Consider the following 15208-nt stretch of genomic DNA (forward strand, 5'->3'; position numbering starts at 1 on the left):
GCTCTGACCCGGTAACCGGCGGGAAAAGTTGCGTTCTAAGCCGCAACCATCGTTTGCGCTTGCCGCTGATCCTCGATAATGATTCCCACGCCGAGGACGGTCAGTGCCGCGATGACCCCGTCCATGCGAGATGCGTGATCCATATCCACTAGGCGACGGATAGCGCCTTCGGATAGATGAAGGCGCCGCGCCAGTTCAGTATTGTTAACGCCTTCTGACTGCATCGCTGACCGCAATGCCAACTTGGCTGCCACCAGCGCCGCCACTGGCACCAGGTATTCGCCTTGCACGGGAATGGATGGCGCGGGGATCTCTTGCTGGTCCAGAACGTAACCAGCCAGCGCCGTGCCCAGCGCATCGCTCATGGCCAGCAACGCCTCGCTTTCGGTGGCACCGCTGGTGAGTGCCTCGGGAACATCACGAGAGGTGGCGAGGAACTCTCCATCCTCGTCCTTTACCAGCGTTACCGGGTATATATATCGCATATTAAACTCCTTTATAGATCATCCGGGCTAATGCCAAGTTGTAGACACATTGCTTTCAGCAAACCAATGCCGATTTCTTTCTTGCGGTCTTTGAGTGTGGTGAACCGGGTGCCGTAATAGAGACGCCCATGGCTACCATGGCCATGGTGCTTGTCGAACCGTACCGTTTGCCCGGTATTCCGGCCTAATCGCTTCACCCGCTTTTCAAATTCCGTCCCTGTCATCGCGCCGCCCGGTCATTGCAAGACGCTTATTATCGTACATATTTGTACGCACAGCAAGTGCCCAGACTTCCCCACAAACCTTTGCAGGGTGCAACCCCACAGCCTTGTGGCGTCTCACCGTTTTCACAGCGACCAGCCAGTGCACACGCCAGCTTGCCAACCCCACCCAATCGTCTACTCGGTAGACGTTCCCCGTAAAAAGCCTGCTGAGGACGCGGTCGCGTTATCCCCGCAGATCCACCGCCTTGTGGACAGCTCCACTTGCAGTGGACCAGCCGGTACACGTTCCGGCTTGCTGCCCGCAACCCGCGCTACCGCCGGGTCTGAGTGGGCCCTTCGTTGCGCGGGCTTCGGGCCGTGGATTTCGGGGATAACGCATCACAGTTATCGTCTACCCGGTAGACGAAAATACCCCAACATCCGTATTCCCGCTGAACACCATGCCTAAAAACCGTCTACCGGGTAGACGACCTGGCCCGGTGCCGATCTATACCCAATCGTGAAAGGGTCAAGCCGGGAAAAACATGCTGACACCATCTCTCTTTAACGGTATGTCCTATGCGGGGGAATCGACGATTATCCCGCTGAAGATGCATCTGTACATCCAGGCTCTGGCCTTCGTTCAGGGGATGACGCTTCGCGCCGTCCATGCGGACTGCGCTTCCCGGTTTCTGTCCGAAAAGGCGTGGGAGAAAGGACTTCGATGGCGGGATGGGCACCGTCCGGCCTTGGCCGACCCGGAGTGGGTGGAAGTGAACGTGCGGATTCCCCGCGATCTGGCGGACAACCTGGTAGAGGTCAGCCACCGGAACGGAGTCGGTCTGCCCGATGTGCTCTATACGATGTTGTATTGGTATTCCTGGGTTCTGTACCCGCCACTGCATGAGCAGGAGCGGCGGAAAACGAAGAGAGGGTGAGATGCCACAGATCATTACCGTGACCAATCAGAAGGGCGGGGTGGGGAAGACCGCTCTTGCCGTCCACATCGCGGCTTACGCCAGCATGGCGGCGAAGAAAAAGACATTGCTCGTGGACATGGACGGCCAACGCAACGCCACTTTTATCACGACGGGGGAGCCGAATGGCCGCGGCAAATCGGTATTGGACCTGTGGGACGGGGACACCCGTCTGGAGTTCCAGGATACCCGGTTCGGGGATCTCAAAATCCTGCCAGGCCACCAGCATGTACATCTGGTTGAAAAGCAGGGATTGAAGGCCGGACAGGAGGCGATGAGCCGCTTGCTGGATGTCGATTTTGATGTGGTGGTCATTGATACTCCGCCCGCCGCCGGCGTGCAGCAGCTGGCCCCGCTCTATCTGGGCGGATTGTTGGTAGCGCCCGTGGAGCCCGACCTGTTGGCGTTGCAGGGACTCACTTCGCTGCTCAAGGTATGGCGGGAGATCGCCTCGCAGGTCGATCTGGGATTGTCCCTGGTCATCAACAAGCGGGTTTTGAACTCCACGAATCAGCAGATGGTCGTGGATACGATCACCGGGTCTGGTTTTGGTCAGCATGTGCTGCCGGTTCATCTGACGCTTCGCCAGCTGGTTTCCAACGCCATGAAACAGGGGATGCCCGTCTGGAAGCTGGACCCGAGAGACGCGGCGGCGGCGAAATGGGCCATGGCCTGCAAGATGATTTTGGAAACGGACCGGGTGTCGGCAGAAGACACAGTGAAGGAGGGATAAGATGGCCAAGGTGGATCTTTCAGAGAATCTCTTTGACGAGATGAAGCGAACGCTGGCCGAGATGGCGGAAGATTCCGGCCGGGCCGATGCCGAAGCCAATCGTCTACCCGGTAGACGACTTCCGGGGCTTGCACCCAGCGATGGGCTTGCGCCCTGCAAGGGGGTCGCACCCGGCGAGGGACAGGAAGCGTCCCCGGAGGATCAACAGAATGCCGTCGAGGGCGAAACGGTCGGCGGAGGCCCTGCGGTCGGCGGAACCGCTTCGGCGCTCTTTCTGGAGTTGTCCGAGATCGAGCCGGACCCGGAGCAGCCGCGCAAGACCTTTGTGGCATCCGGGGCACAGGATGCCATCGACAATGATCTGGAATTGCTGAAGGAAAGTATCTTGCAGCATGGGGTATTGCAGCCCATCGCGGTACGACATCAGCGATCGGGAAGGTATCGGATCATAGCGGGCGAGCGGCGCTGGAGGGCATCCATGGCCGCCCGGGACAGCGGCCAGCCATGCCGTCGCAAAGGCTATGACCTGTCCCGGATTCCGGCCGTGATCCTGGAACCCGACACAGACGCCGATCGGCTGGAAATGCAGCTGGTCGAAAACCTGGCGCGAGCGGATATGACGCCCGTGGACACGGCGCGGGCCGTAAAGCAGTTGATGGATAGCCTGGACCCCAAGCCGAGCATGGCTGATCTGGGCAAGCGGCTGGGTCGATCCAAGGCATGGGTACACCAGATGCTCTCTCTGGGGAGCGAAGATGCGCAGGCAGTGGCGGAATATCTCGGTGTGCCGCTGGAGTCCATTGGGCAAACGGACATCAGCCGAATGAAAGGATGGATGAAGGATGAGGACAAGCGCATCGTGCTGGACGCCATCCGTGCCAGCCTGCAGGCGGGTGAAACCCTATCCCGGGTGCTGGTGGACAGAGAGGAAGATCGGTACAAACGGGGTTTGAGCGGAAAACCGCGGGAGGAAACGGACATGCAGCAGGAAAGCGAAGCTTCGCGTCAGCAAAATGGGGCGGTGCGGGGTTCGCACTCTGCAAGGGCTTTCGATGCCAATGGGGAAGAAGTGGATTTGTCCACGATTGACCTGTCCGAAGTCGATAGTGATGAGGATATCGAGGATGGGGGCGCCGTGGATGAGAACGGCGTGGTTGTCGGAGATCCGGGGGATGAAATCCATTCGGAAGCAACGTCGCCGTCCGCAGGACTGCCGAACCAGGTGACCGTGACGCTTCCCCGCCCTCTGCTGGAGCGGGCCTTTGCCAAGGCGGGCCGCGAATTACCCTCGACGATGGGAACGGCGGAGATCGTTGAGGTGTTGGAACTGGTGTTATAGGGGCCGTTTCCCGGAGATTTGGGATGCGCTGGAAATCAAAGGAGTGGAAACTGTTTGATCTGAAACCGTTTTGTGCCAGGAACGACCCCAGGGAATATCTGAACGCTCCCTGGCGCGAGGAGGGGAAGGTCATTGCCAGTGATGGCCGGATCATCATCATCGTGGACGACCTGCCGGGAGATTTTCCGGCCCCCGCCGCGCAGGTGACGGGGGCATTGCGTCGCTTTGCTGGTCAATTCGCGGATAAAGTCTCCGATCCTGTTTGGTATGGCATCGCTGATTTGCCTGTTCCTCCCAATGAGCCCTGCCCATCCTGTGATGGGAAAGGTTATCGCGCGCGTAATCGTAGTGTATGTCCCGACTGCGATGGGGAAGGAACTTTTGTGCATGGTTCGCATGAATATGAGTGTCAGGAGTGCGATGGGACGGGATTTGTGGATAGACACGGACTGGATGGCACGGCCACGACGGATGAGTGTCCTGCCTGCGATGGATCGGGAATTCGGTTTGAGGTATTCCCATTCCCGGTTGGTGGAGTAAAGTTTCAGATCAAATATCTGAACCTTCTGCGTATGCTCCCGGAGTGCGAGCTTGCCGTTCCGGAAATATCCGTTTTTCAAGATGTCCCGGCAAGTTTCCGCTTTTCTGGCGGCACTGGTTATCTGATGCCGGTGAATGAAATACAGGAAATCAAATAGGGAGGATAACATGGAATATTTTAGAGGACTCGTTCGTGCTTATAAAAATAAGCGAGAAAGTTTCGTGCGTGGATTATCGATATTTTGGTATCGGGTGATGCTTCCGTAATGAAGCCTTTATTGAGGTCATTGGGGCTGATGTTGGTCCCTGTCTCAGCGAGTTCTGCCATAGCAGGCACCCTGGAAGCTATACCCAGCGTGAGCGGCCCACTATCATCATCAAGAATGGCAGCAATAAATGATGGTTTTGGCACCAGATAGATCTGCGAAAGGAGAGTATTGATGCAGGGTATGCTTCCAGCTACTAATCCACTGCAGCCTATTATTCATGTTGTATATCATTTTAATGATAGCAAGACGATTCTGGAAGAATCTCTTGCAAATGGTCATAAATACAGTGAAGAGTTTAAGGTGGCCGCTTTGAATCAGTTTCTTGCAGAGAATATCGGAAAATGTTCTGCCGAAATTATATCTCATGGCAGCGATTCACTTTCTTTTGATGAAAGATGTGCCGTTCTAGCCGACACACTCATGCAACTTGGCGTTAAATTGCCAATGAATATCATGGAAGACGAACTTACAGACGGGCAAATAGTGGATCGCTTGTATGGCCCAGACTAAATCGGTATATCAACCTGACGTTAAAAATGGAGTTTTCTATGCCTCTCTACATAGAACCAGCCGCAGGAGCGGCCCCCATCATCAGCCTCATCAACCAGGCCCGCCACGAGGTCAGTGTCGGGGTGTACTACCTTTCCGACCGTCCCATTCTCCGCGCTCTCAAAGCCGCCCATGCGCGGGGCGTGGACGTGCGTGTCATGATCGAGGGCAAGCCTTATGGGATGAAGCCCTGGCAGGTCCGCAAGGAAGAAAAAGAGATCGAAGCGACCGGAGCCAGTCTGAAGCTCGCGCCATACCGCTTTACCAGCCATGGGGATCACTTCGCTTTCCTCCATGCCAAATATGCCTGCAACGGCCATGAGGCGGAAATCGGCACGGCCAACTTCGATTGGTCTGCCTTCCATCGCAACCGGGAGTACCTGTATGTCACGACCAATCCTGCCGTGGTTAAGGCGGCAAACACCGTTTTTCAGGCCGACTGGAACAACCAACGCGCTCCGGCCTATGCCCATCAAGTTCTGGTCCTTTCGCCCGGCACGTCTGCGGAGCAAATCCTGCAGGTCATCGACCAGCCCGGCCCCATCGACGTGGAGAGCGAGGAATTGGGGCCGTATGCGCCCGTTCTGGATGCCCTGGCGGCGAAGGGCCGGGATCTCCGGATGATCCTGCCCGCGAGCATCAACAGCGAAGATCGCCGCGATGTGGCGTTTCTGCGGGAGCATGGCTGTCGGGTACGTTTGCTGCCGAAAAGGCCCTTGTACCTGCACGCCTTATGTCATCTATAGTTCGTGTTGCGCACGTATGTTATGTTTAATTAACAATCAGTTAAATCCATTAGCAACACATTTAGTGTAGCGTACGCTGCCGTACTATACAAGTTTTCGTCCATTTTGCTCGTCCACAGCAGCAATGTGCCTTTATGATTGGAAGAAGGGGTCTACAAAGTCCGGGGGATGGGAAGCGGCCATCCGTGTGATCACGGCCGGAACCGCTTCCGCATCCGATACCGTCGCCCCTCCGTCAGAACCCCCTGTTGCTGTAGACATCACTGTCAGCGATAAAAACTGGCCGGGCCGATGGAAACCTGACGACAAATTGCGGTCACCGTCAAATCACTAATACGCTGTTCTTCCAGTAACGCTTGCCACGCTTGGTCACTGCGACGGGGGTTCTTCACCGGGATGGGGTCATTTTATGCTCCTCAAGGGGTGTTTTGGGAACACATTCTGCACGGCCACAATATTCCAGGGTAGAACGCCGCTCAGTTACCGGTTTCGCAGGTACGGCGGTAGGTTGCACCTGTTGTATGGCAACGCGAAGGAATGTGCGCACCATAAACGCGCAACGCACCGTTTTGTAGCCCCAATTACGTGCATCGCTGTTGGTCCTGGTTTTTTTGTAAAGTCCTCAGAACCGTTTAAACCGCTGTTCTAACAGATGATAATTGCTTTACATGATCAGTACAGTTGACTTGGCATAATATGTGCTGCTATTTTTCCGAGGAAAAATATAGGATAACCCCGAAACAGGAGCCGCAATGCCCTCACTACGTACATTTCCCGTGGCCATCAGTCTGAGTCTTCTCGGCCTCGGTGCCGCCGTCACTGCCCAGGCCGCCACGGTCGGCCTGCCCTTCAAGGTCGTCGCCTACGACGCCACCTACACGCTGCATCCCAATGGCAGCTACACGGCAAAGATCCATGAAGTCACCTCGCCCCTCAGTCACTTTGGTGTCCAGAAATTCGCCCAGGCGCACCATCAATATCCGGCCAAGATGGCGCGCCTGCAGGTCACCCAAGCCTATACCCTGAGTCCTTCCGGCAAAAAGTATCCGGTGGCCAAGGACAAGATCTTCACCCGCACCCTGCCGGTGGTGGCCGATGCCCCGGAGTTCAGCGACGCCAAGGCCATCACCGTGGTCTTTCCCCATGTAGCGGTGGGCGATGATCTGGTCTCCAATTGGAAGCTGGATTGGAAAAAGCCCTTTTTCCCGGACGAACTCAGTTTCGGAAAGACCATCCCCTATTTCCTGCAGGCCGATCAGGTGCACATCGTGATCCATGCCCCGGCGGACATGCACCTCCACTGGGGCAGCACCGGGGCCTACCACGTCACCCACAACGTGCAGGGCCAGACCCAGACCATCACCGCCACCCTCCGGCAGCCCCATCCCGAGGCTCTGCAACCCAATGCCGTCAGCTTCTATCAGGTGAGTCCGAGCTTTACGGTCAGCACCTTCCCGAGCTGGGAAGCCATTGGCGACGCCTACTGGAAATATGCCGAACCGGCCGAAAAGGTCACTCCAGAGGTCCAGAAACTGGCCGACAAGATTGCCGGCGACAAGACCGGCCAGGCAGCGGTCCAGGCCCTCTATGACTGGACCGTCCATCACATCCGCTGGGTAGGGGTGGAAACGGGCCTGAGCGGCTACAAGCCCTTCCCGGCGGATACCACCCTCAACCAGCGCTATGGCGATTGCAAGGCGGCCGCCGCCTTGCTGGTGGCCCTGCTGCACGCCCGGCATATCGCGGCCCAGCCGGTGCTCTTGGGTGCCGGCAATGACTTCACCTTCCGGAAAGTCGCCGATCTGCCGCGCCTCAACCATGCCATTGTCTATGTCCCGCAGTACCATCTGTACCTGGACGCCACCTCCGGCTATGCCCCCATGGGCACCATTCCGCTCCCCGACGCCCATCAGCCGGTGATTCTGGTCAGCGAGCATTCGACACTGGCCAGCACCCCCGGCGATGATCCCGAGGCCAGCGGCATGATCGGCATGGAAAAGGTCGCGGTCAGCGCCGACGGCAGCATGGCCGCGCAGGAAACCCTGCATTTGACCGGTTACGGTGCGTGGGTCTGGAAAGACCTGCTGGCCCGGGTCCCCACCAGTGAATACCCTGCCGTTCTGCATCAAGCCCTGGCCCAGGCGGGCGTCATGGCGCAGAGCAGCACCCTGAGCACTTCGCCTACCCATAGCCTGCAAGATCCTTTTACCCTTCAGGCCCGATGGCAGACGGCCCCCGGGGTTCCTCTGAATAATGACAGCCGCATCCACTTGCACTATGGTCTGAATACGGCTTCCCTACGCAACCTCACCGCCCGGCTCAGCAGTCCCACGGTCAAATACCCCGCCTTCATGCCCTATGGGCAGGGCACCTGGAGCAGCATCGTGACTTTGCCCAAAGGCTTCTCCTGGAAAGTACAGAAACATACCCAAACCGTGAAAAATGCCGCCGGATCCTTTACCGAAACCACGGATCCCCTGAACTCCGAGCAACTGCGGGTCCAATACCACATGGCACTGGCCCACATGGTCTACAGCCCCGAACAATATCCGGACCTGTACAAACTGGTCAGCCAGGCCTATGCCCTGACCCAGGAGGGATTTGCGGTGGAGAAGTAAGGTAAGAGATTGACTCTTTGTCTAGCCTCAACAACAGAGATGTCTTGGCAAAATCCCGGGTAAATGCCCATTAACTGGTGAAAGGAGAACTGAAATGGAAGTAATTTTTAGCAATCGCTCAGACTCGTTAAAAAATGGATCCAATATAGATCCGCACGCATCTACTGCTGGTTTCGATGAACTTTCCACTCAGCAACTAGATCAGGTATATGGAGGTATGGCGGAAGCTTTGCATCTTTTAAATGCGGCTGTCGGTGGTGCTTCAGCTGGCTTTACTGCTTGGGCACTAAATAGATGGGGTGGTAAATAAATTGGGCAGTCTAAACTAATATCTTTTCCTAAGGGAGATTATTCATGAACATGTTTAATTTCAGGATATTGACTGGGGTAGTAGTAGCTGGCGTATTCGCATGCATACTCATTACTCTACACTACATCTTTGGAGTTGTTTATCCGCGTTTTACCTATAGTATATCTGGACTTATAATAGGCTCTATTGTTGGCATTTACTTTAACTCTACTGGTGGGGACGGAGGCAAAATACTGCTTACCTTGAAATATATCACCAACAAAATCATCCGTATTTTATCAGTCAAACTTAGAGCCTTGATGTATTAGTAATTTGGTTTCGTCAAGACGCGGCCCGCTTTAATTAATTAAATATTGACTTTTGTCTGGCCTCAACTGAGAGGCACTGGCAAAATCCCGGGCAATTGCCCATTATCTAGTGAAAGGAGAACTAACATGATGGAAGAGTTGGATGTTACGGAGTTCGATGCGGTGAATGGTGGGGCTGCAAACAGTGTTGACTGGGATGCAGTCGGAGCAACACTAGCACTCGATGGGCTAGCCGTTGGAGCTGTCGCGGCATCTATGCCAATAGCTGGTTTTGTAGCTGCTGCAGGAGCAATCGGCGTGATTTCATATGGAATATACCATGAGATCAGATAAAACAGGTGGTTATTAGTCTGTGTACTATGAACCAGGATGACGAGTAGCAATTGGAAACCCCAGCCATGCCTAAGTGACTTTATGTGCCTAAAATACGTTTTGAAATTTAATGGGCGCCTCACGGTGGCAAGAACGGGGTTTCATGTGAGCAGCCTGACAGACCCGGATAGCCTCAAATTACCAGCATGAATATTTACCCAGCCGGAATAAGTGAAGAGTAGCCATACAGATGGCAACGCATATGTTGGATTTGGTAAAATAAAGGAGCATTTATGTTGAATTTTCGCATAATTTATGTTATTGCATCATTAATATTTACAGTGTTTTTTTTTATGCTTTACGGTATTAAAGCCATAACGATAATCCCTATACTTATTGGGATTTTTTTATACTCATCACTAACCATAATCAATCTAGACGAACAAAAGATAAAAAAACAATATGCTGTTGCTATCGTGATTTTTACATCGATCATTTCTTTTTATTATTTGGTGAAACATGGGGGTGAAATGCTATTTATTTTTTGGTTGGCAACGCTTTCTATATTGTCTATGTATTTTCTTCATAGGATATTCATTCGTAGTCGGTCACCAGAAAGGTAAGCAAGCTCAATAATGAAACAATAAAATATGTCGCTTAGTCGGGGCGAGTAACAGTATCAGTTGGCTGACACAAAAACCGAGAAACAACTTTAGAATGACTTTATTTTGTTGATATTAAACGATAATATAGAATTTTTATATGCCTGAAGACGTAATTACAGAATTCATGTAATTACCAATTTTGTTCGTTTACCGCTGCCTTTTGTTGTCCGGATTTAATAAAAAAATGACGAACCATCGTGATTTTCTCGGCCCCATCCAGCTCGGCTCCCCCGTTCACCACCATGTCTATGCCTGGACGGCCCTGGCCCTGGTCACGGGCATCCTTCTGATCCTTTTCCTCGGCCACTACACGCGAAACTTGCCTGTATCGGGCACTCTCGTCCCCAGTGCGGGCCTGCTGTCGGTCACCAGCCCGCTGTCGGGTACTGTCGAAAAGGTATTGGTGCATACCAATCAGTCGGTGCAGGCCGGCACTCCGCTGTTGCACATTGCGAGCAATCTCTATAGCCCCAGGGTGGGCCTGGTCAACACCCTGATCGAGCAGTCCCTCAGCGGAGAAGAAGCGATTCTGCATCAGAATCTACACGCCGAGGACAGCCTGTCGCAATTGCAGCGATCGGCCCTGACCACCAAACTGGCCGATCTGCAGCAGGAATCGGCGGAACTCCGCACCGAAATCCAGATCCAGCGGGAAGACATCACCAGTACCCAGAAAGTGCTGCAGGAATTTCTCAGCGTGAAGAGTCGCGGCTTGGTCTCCGATCCCCAGCTGCAACAACAGCGTCTGGCCGTCTATAGCGCCCGCAGCCAGTTGGCGGCCCTGCGCACCCGCCAGAGCACTCTGGCCCAGCAGATCAGTGACACCCGCCAGGAACTCCTGGAATTGCCCCTGAACACCCAGAATCAGGAAGGCGACCTGCGCACCAAACTGGCCTCCCTCCGCCAGGAGCTGGCCAAGACAGCAGGCGGGCACTCCCTGGTGCTGCGGGCGCCCTCTGCCGGGCGGGTATCGGCCTTGACCGTGACCGCTGGCCAAGCCGTCAGTGCGGGTTCCCCCGTCTTGTCCCTCATGCCGCGAGGGGATCCCCTGGTTGCCCAGTTGCTGGTTCCCAGCCGGGCGGTGGCCTACCTGCATCGGGGCACCCGGGTCCTCCTGCACTATGCCGCCTTTCCCTATCGCAGTTTCGGGGCCTTTCATGGCACGGTGGAAAGTATCTCTCAAAGCGCCCTGACACCTGCCGAAATTGCCACCCTGACCCAGCAACGGAGCACGGTCCCCCTCTATCGGGTGCTGGTCCAGTTGGATCGCACGGTGGTGCGGGTCAACGGCCAACCCAGTCTCCTCCGGGCGGGGATGCAGGTCCGTGCCGAAATTCCGCTGAATCACCTGCGCCTGATTCAATGGGTCTTCGAACCCTTGCGCGGATTGCAGCGGGATTTCTTTATTCAGCCCCGGAATATACCACCCCAGATAAAGCAGGCAGTACCCCCTTCATGAAATTCGCCCAGGAGATGCTGGCGGACCTGCGCTTTGGGTTCCATCGCGCTGTTCCCATGATCCTGCAATCCGAGGCGGCCGAGTGCGGCCTGGCCTGCCTGGCCATGGTTGCCGGTTACCATGGTTATGCCATTGACCTGCCCAGCCTGCGCCGGCGTTTCGGCAGCTCGCTCAAAGGGGTCAATCTGAGCCAACTGGTGCGGATGGCCTCGGCCTTGCACCTGGAAAGCCGGGCCTTGCGGCTGGAACCGCCAGAGATTTCCCGGCTGAAACGACCCTGCCTGCTGCATTGGCAAGGCAATCACTTTGTCGTGCTCACGGCCGTGCATCGCCGGCAGGTGGTGATCCACGACCCCGCCCGCGGCGTGCGCGTGCTGAGCTGGGCGGAGTTCGCGGAAGGGTTCACCGGGGTCGCGCTGGAGTTGACCCCCGCCGCCGATTTCCAGCCCGCCCAGGAAAAGGCCGCCATTTCCCTGCGGGCATTGACCGGTCCGGTAAAGGGACTGCGCGGGGCCTTGTTGCGTATTTTTCTGTTGGCCCTGGTGCTGGAGATCCTGGGGATTCTGGGGCCATTTTACCTGCAGTGGGTCATTGATGAAGTCCTGGTCATCAATGACCATCACTTGCTGAAACTGCTGGGCATCGTCTATCTGTCGGTCACGGTGTTTTCGGCGCTGTTTTCCGCTCTGCGCTCCTGGGTGGTCATCCATATCAACGCCACCCTGGGCGTGCAATGGGCGGCCAATGTATTCGCGCACCTGATGCGCCTGCCCCAGGACTTCTTCGAAAAGCGGCATATTGGCGATGTGGTCTCCCGCTATGGGGCGATCCAGGAAATCCGCAATACCATCACCACCCGCCTGGTGTCGGCCAGCCTGGATGGCCTGCTCGGCCTGGCGATCCTGGTCGTCATCGCCATCTACAGCATCCGCCTGACGGCGATCGTTTTGGCCGTCTTCGTGCTCTATCTGCTGTTGCGCTGGATGGTGTTCTATCCACTGCGGGCAGCGACGGAGCGGCGGATTTATGCGGCTGCCAAACAGCAGACCTATTTGCTGGAATCCATCCGGGGCATCCAGACCCTGAAGCTGTTCAACCGGGAAAGCGACCGCACCGCCCGATTCAGCAATCTGTTGGTGGAAACCACGAATCAGAATATCCGTGTCCAGCAGTTTTCCGCCATTTTCGATGCCGCACAAAAGCTCCTGATCGGCATCGGCCATGTGGTGGTCATCTGGATCGCCACCCTGATGGTCATGCATACGGAATTCACTGTGGGGATGTTGGTGGCCTATGCCACCTATGCCAGCCAGTTTCTGAGCCGGGGCGATGGCCTGATCAATGCCTGGATCGAGTTCCGGATGCTCCGCCTCTATGGCGAACGTCTGGCCGACATCGCCTTGACCCCGCCCGAAGCCCATCGCGAGGCGACCTATCTGGGGACGGAGCCTTCGGCCGATCTGGCGCTGGAAGACATTCATTACCGCTATGCCGAGACCGACCCCTGGATCCTGCAGGAACTGCAGCTGCGGGTCTCCGCCGGTTCTTCCATCGCCATCATCGGCCCCTCGGGAAGCGGAAAGACCACCCTGGCGAAAGTTCTGTTGGGGCTCGCCACCCCGGAGCGGGGCACGATCACTTATGGCGGCGTGGATGTTCGACAACTCGGTTACCCGCGCTACCGCAGCCATGTCGCGGCCGTCATGCAGTCCGACCGGCTCTTTGCGGGCAGCATTGCCGACAACATCGCCTTCGCCAACCCCGACGCGCCGCTGGAAGAGATCGTCGATGCGGCCCGCCTGGCCGGGATCCATGATGAGATCAGCGCCATGACCATGGGCTATGAGACCCTGGTAGGGGACATGGGCTCGACCCTCTCCGGTGGCCAGCAGCAGCGGGTTTTTCTGGCCCGCGCCCTCCTGGCCAAACCCCGCATTCTGGTGCTGGACGAAGCCACCAGTCATCTGGATCCGGCGCGGGAAGAGCAGGTCAATGCCCATATCCGTGCTCTGCAGATCACCCGCATCGTCATTGCCCACCGCCCCGATACCGTCCTGCAATGTGAGCGGATTTATCGGCTGGACAACGGACGACTGGTCGAAGTGGCGTGGGAGCAATACCGGCAGGCGATCTGGCAAGGTCAGCGCCCAGCGTCGTCTGCCCCGCTCGCATCTGCCGCCGCCGGGGAAGCATGAAAAAAGCGCCAGACCGTGCGCCCCGCCGAAGAAAAAACCTTATCACGCACGGACTACGGGGCGGGGTGCTGTACCTCTTTACCTTGCCCGCTTCGGCCGCACTGCTCTATCCCGCCCAAGGCTTTTTTGCTGACCCCTGGGACACGCAGACATTGGTGCCGCCCCGGGGACAATATCGCGCCGTGCCCGGAGTGCCGCCGCAGGTTCCGCGTATCCCGCCTCCTTCTCCCGCCGTACTCCAGCGCTTACGAACCTTGCCCGCCCTGACCGCCTGGGCGCTCGCCCACAACCCCCAGACGGCCAGTGCCTGGGCCAGTCTGGAAGCGGAGGCGGCCGCCTGGGGTTATGCCCAGGGGCTCTGGTTACCCACCCTCAATGCACAAGTACAAGGACAGCGCAGCGAAACCCTGTACAGTATCCATCAGCTCAATGCACCGGCCGTCAACGGTCTCTATAGCTCCTTGAGCTTCAGCGAAGTGCTGTTCAATTTTGGCTATCGTCAGGCCAGCGTCCAGGCGGCCCATGCCAACACCCTGCTGGCCCGCTATAGCGCCAATGCTACCCTGCAGACGGTGGCGCTCAAGGTGGCCGATGCCTACTATGGTCTGGCGGAAGCGGAGGCCGTTGTGGACACCTACCGGCAGGGCGTGCGGGAAGCTCAGGAAATCTATGCGGACACCCGCATCCAGTATCGCGCCCATCTCAAGGCCGTGACCGATGTCTATCAGGCCCAGACGGAACTGGCCCGAGCCCGGGAAGACCTGGCCGCCGCCCAGGGGGCCCTGCAAGCCAGTCGGGGACAGCTGGCCACAACGGTCGGCCTGCCGGTTTCGCTGCGATTGCCGATCCTGCCCCTGCCTCCGCCCCAGGCACCCCATGCGCCGATCGTCACCCACTGGTTGCAGCAAGCCTACCGGCAGAATCCGGCAATCCAGGCTGATCGGGAAAGCATGGCCGCCGCCCGACACAACATTGCCGTGGCCCAGGACCAGGGATTGCCTTCCCTGTCCCTGGTAGGCAACCTCGGCAAGGACTGGTTCCAGAAAACCCCCAACCAGGAAAGCTTTTCGGTGGGGCTGCAGTTGCATGTGCCGTTGGACAGCAACTTCCAGACCCAGTACCAAGTGCAGAAGGAGCGCGCCCTCTACCATCAGGCGCAGGCGCAGGCCCAACAGGAAGTACAGAGCGTGTTTCTGCAGGTCTGGCAGGCCTACTATCGCTGGCAGAGCAGCTACCGCGCCTATCAGGCCGCCCGCGCCCAGGTCCACAGCGCCCAGAAGGCCCTGTCCGGTATTCGCACCCAGTATCGGATTGGGCTGGCGAACATCCTGGACCTGGTGACCGCCGAAGAAAATCTGATCAGCGCCCGCGTCACGGAAACCGAAGAACTGGCGGCGTACTATCAGTATCAGGCGGCGCTGTATCGGTATGCGGGGGTGGCCCTTGCGGGTAAGGCGACATAAACACCGAATAGCTGTAGGTAACCTGAGTACGGTAACA

The 15208-nt window shown here is 56.9% G+C and carries 13 protein-coding genes and 1 pseudogene; 12 read left to right on the forward strand and 2 right to left on the reverse strand.

Translation table 11 applies throughout. From position 1 onward, the window contains the following. Positions 1-35: 35 nt before the first annotated feature. Both ACJU26_RS03780 and ACJU26_RS03785 read right to left on the reverse strand, forming a co-directional pair. On the reverse strand, positions 36-485 hold the full coding sequence (locus tag ACJU26_RS03780) for a type II toxin-antitoxin system HicB family antitoxin (protein ID WP_414041207.1): 450 nt from the start codon (positions 483-485) through the stop codon (positions 36-38). 11 nt (positions 486-496) lie between these two features. Beyond that, positions 497-709 carry a hypothetical protein gene (locus ACJU26_RS03785; RefSeq protein ID WP_414041208.1) on the reverse strand — a complete coding sequence of 71 codons (213 nt, stop codon included), beginning with the start codon at positions 707-709 and terminating at the stop codon, positions 497-499. 524 nt (positions 710-1233) lie between these two features. Here ACJU26_RS03785 and ACJU26_RS03790 point away from each other — a divergent pair. The 12 genes and pseudogenes from ACJU26_RS03790 (at position 1234) to ACJU26_RS03845 (ending at position 15171) form a co-directional block, all read left to right on the forward strand. Beyond that, positions 1234-1626 carry a hypothetical protein gene (locus ACJU26_RS03790; protein WP_414041209.1) on the forward strand — a complete coding sequence of 131 codons (393 nt, stop codon included), beginning with the start codon at positions 1234-1236 and terminating at the stop codon, positions 1624-1626. A 1-nt stretch (position 1627) separates the two neighbouring features. Then, complete coding sequence (locus ACJU26_RS03795) at positions 1628-2398, forward strand: ParA family protein (protein WP_414041210.1); 771 nt, start codon at positions 1628-1630, stop codon at positions 2396-2398. Position 2399: 1 nt separating this feature from the next. Then, positions 2400-3737: a ParB/RepB/Spo0J family partition protein gene (locus ACJU26_RS03800; protein WP_414041211.1), complete on the forward strand. Its 1338-nt coding sequence runs from the start codon at positions 2400-2402 to the stop codon at positions 3735-3737. Positions 3738-3760: 23 nt separating this feature from the next. Then, positions 3761-4435, forward strand: coding sequence for a DnaJ-like cysteine-rich domain-containing protein (locus ACJU26_RS03805; RefSeq protein ID WP_414041212.1), 675 nt, complete (start codon positions 3761-3763; stop codon positions 4433-4435). Between the two features lie 282 nt (positions 4436-4717). Beyond that, positions 4718-5056: a hypothetical protein gene (locus tag ACJU26_RS03810; protein ID WP_414041213.1), complete on the forward strand. Its 339-nt coding sequence runs from the start codon at positions 4718-4720 to the stop codon at positions 5054-5056. Positions 5057-5094: 38 nt separating this feature from the next. After that, a pseudogene (locus ACJU26_RS03815) lies at positions 5095-5826 on the forward strand (phospholipase D-like domain-containing protein); the annotation flags it as partial. Positions 5827-6593: 767 nt separating this feature from the next. Beyond that, the gene (locus tag ACJU26_RS03820; RefSeq protein ID WP_414041214.1) at positions 6594-8459 is read left to right on the forward strand and encodes a DUF3857 domain-containing protein; all 1866 of its coding nucleotides are present in this window, start codon (positions 6594-6596) and stop codon (positions 8457-8459) included. Positions 8460-8553: 94 nt separating this feature from the next. Continuing rightward, on the forward strand, positions 8554-8769 hold the full coding sequence (locus ACJU26_RS03825) for a Blp family class II bacteriocin (RefSeq protein WP_414041215.1): 216 nt from the start codon (positions 8554-8556) through the stop codon (positions 8767-8769). Positions 8770-9203: 434 nt separating this feature from the next. Beyond that, positions 9204-9410, forward strand: coding sequence for a hypothetical protein (locus ACJU26_RS03830; RefSeq protein ID WP_414041216.1), 207 nt, complete (start codon positions 9204-9206; stop codon positions 9408-9410). 828 nt (positions 9411-10238) lie between these two features. Next, a complete protein-coding gene (locus ACJU26_RS03835; RefSeq protein ID WP_414041217.1) occupies positions 10239-11513 on the forward strand; it encodes an HlyD family secretion protein in 1275 nt (424 codons plus the stop codon). Further along, positions 11510-13708, forward strand: coding sequence for a peptidase domain-containing ABC transporter (locus ACJU26_RS03840; RefSeq protein WP_414041218.1), 2199 nt, complete (start codon positions 11510-11512; stop codon positions 13706-13708). The genes ACJU26_RS03835 and ACJU26_RS03840 overlap by 4 nt, the downstream gene beginning before the upstream one ends. Beyond that, positions 13705-15171 (forward strand): TolC family protein, encoded by a 1467-nt coding sequence (locus tag ACJU26_RS03845; protein WP_414041219.1) that lies wholly within the window; start codon positions 13705-13707, stop codon positions 15169-15171. Before ACJU26_RS03840 ends, ACJU26_RS03845 begins: the two co-directional genes overlap by 4 nt. Positions 15172-15208: the final 37 nt, after the last annotated feature.

The organism is Acidithiobacillus sp. M4-SHS-6, from assembly GCF_047421495.1.
Classification (GTDB): domain Bacteria; phylum Pseudomonadota; class Gammaproteobacteria; order Acidithiobacillales; family Acidithiobacillaceae; genus Acidithiobacillus.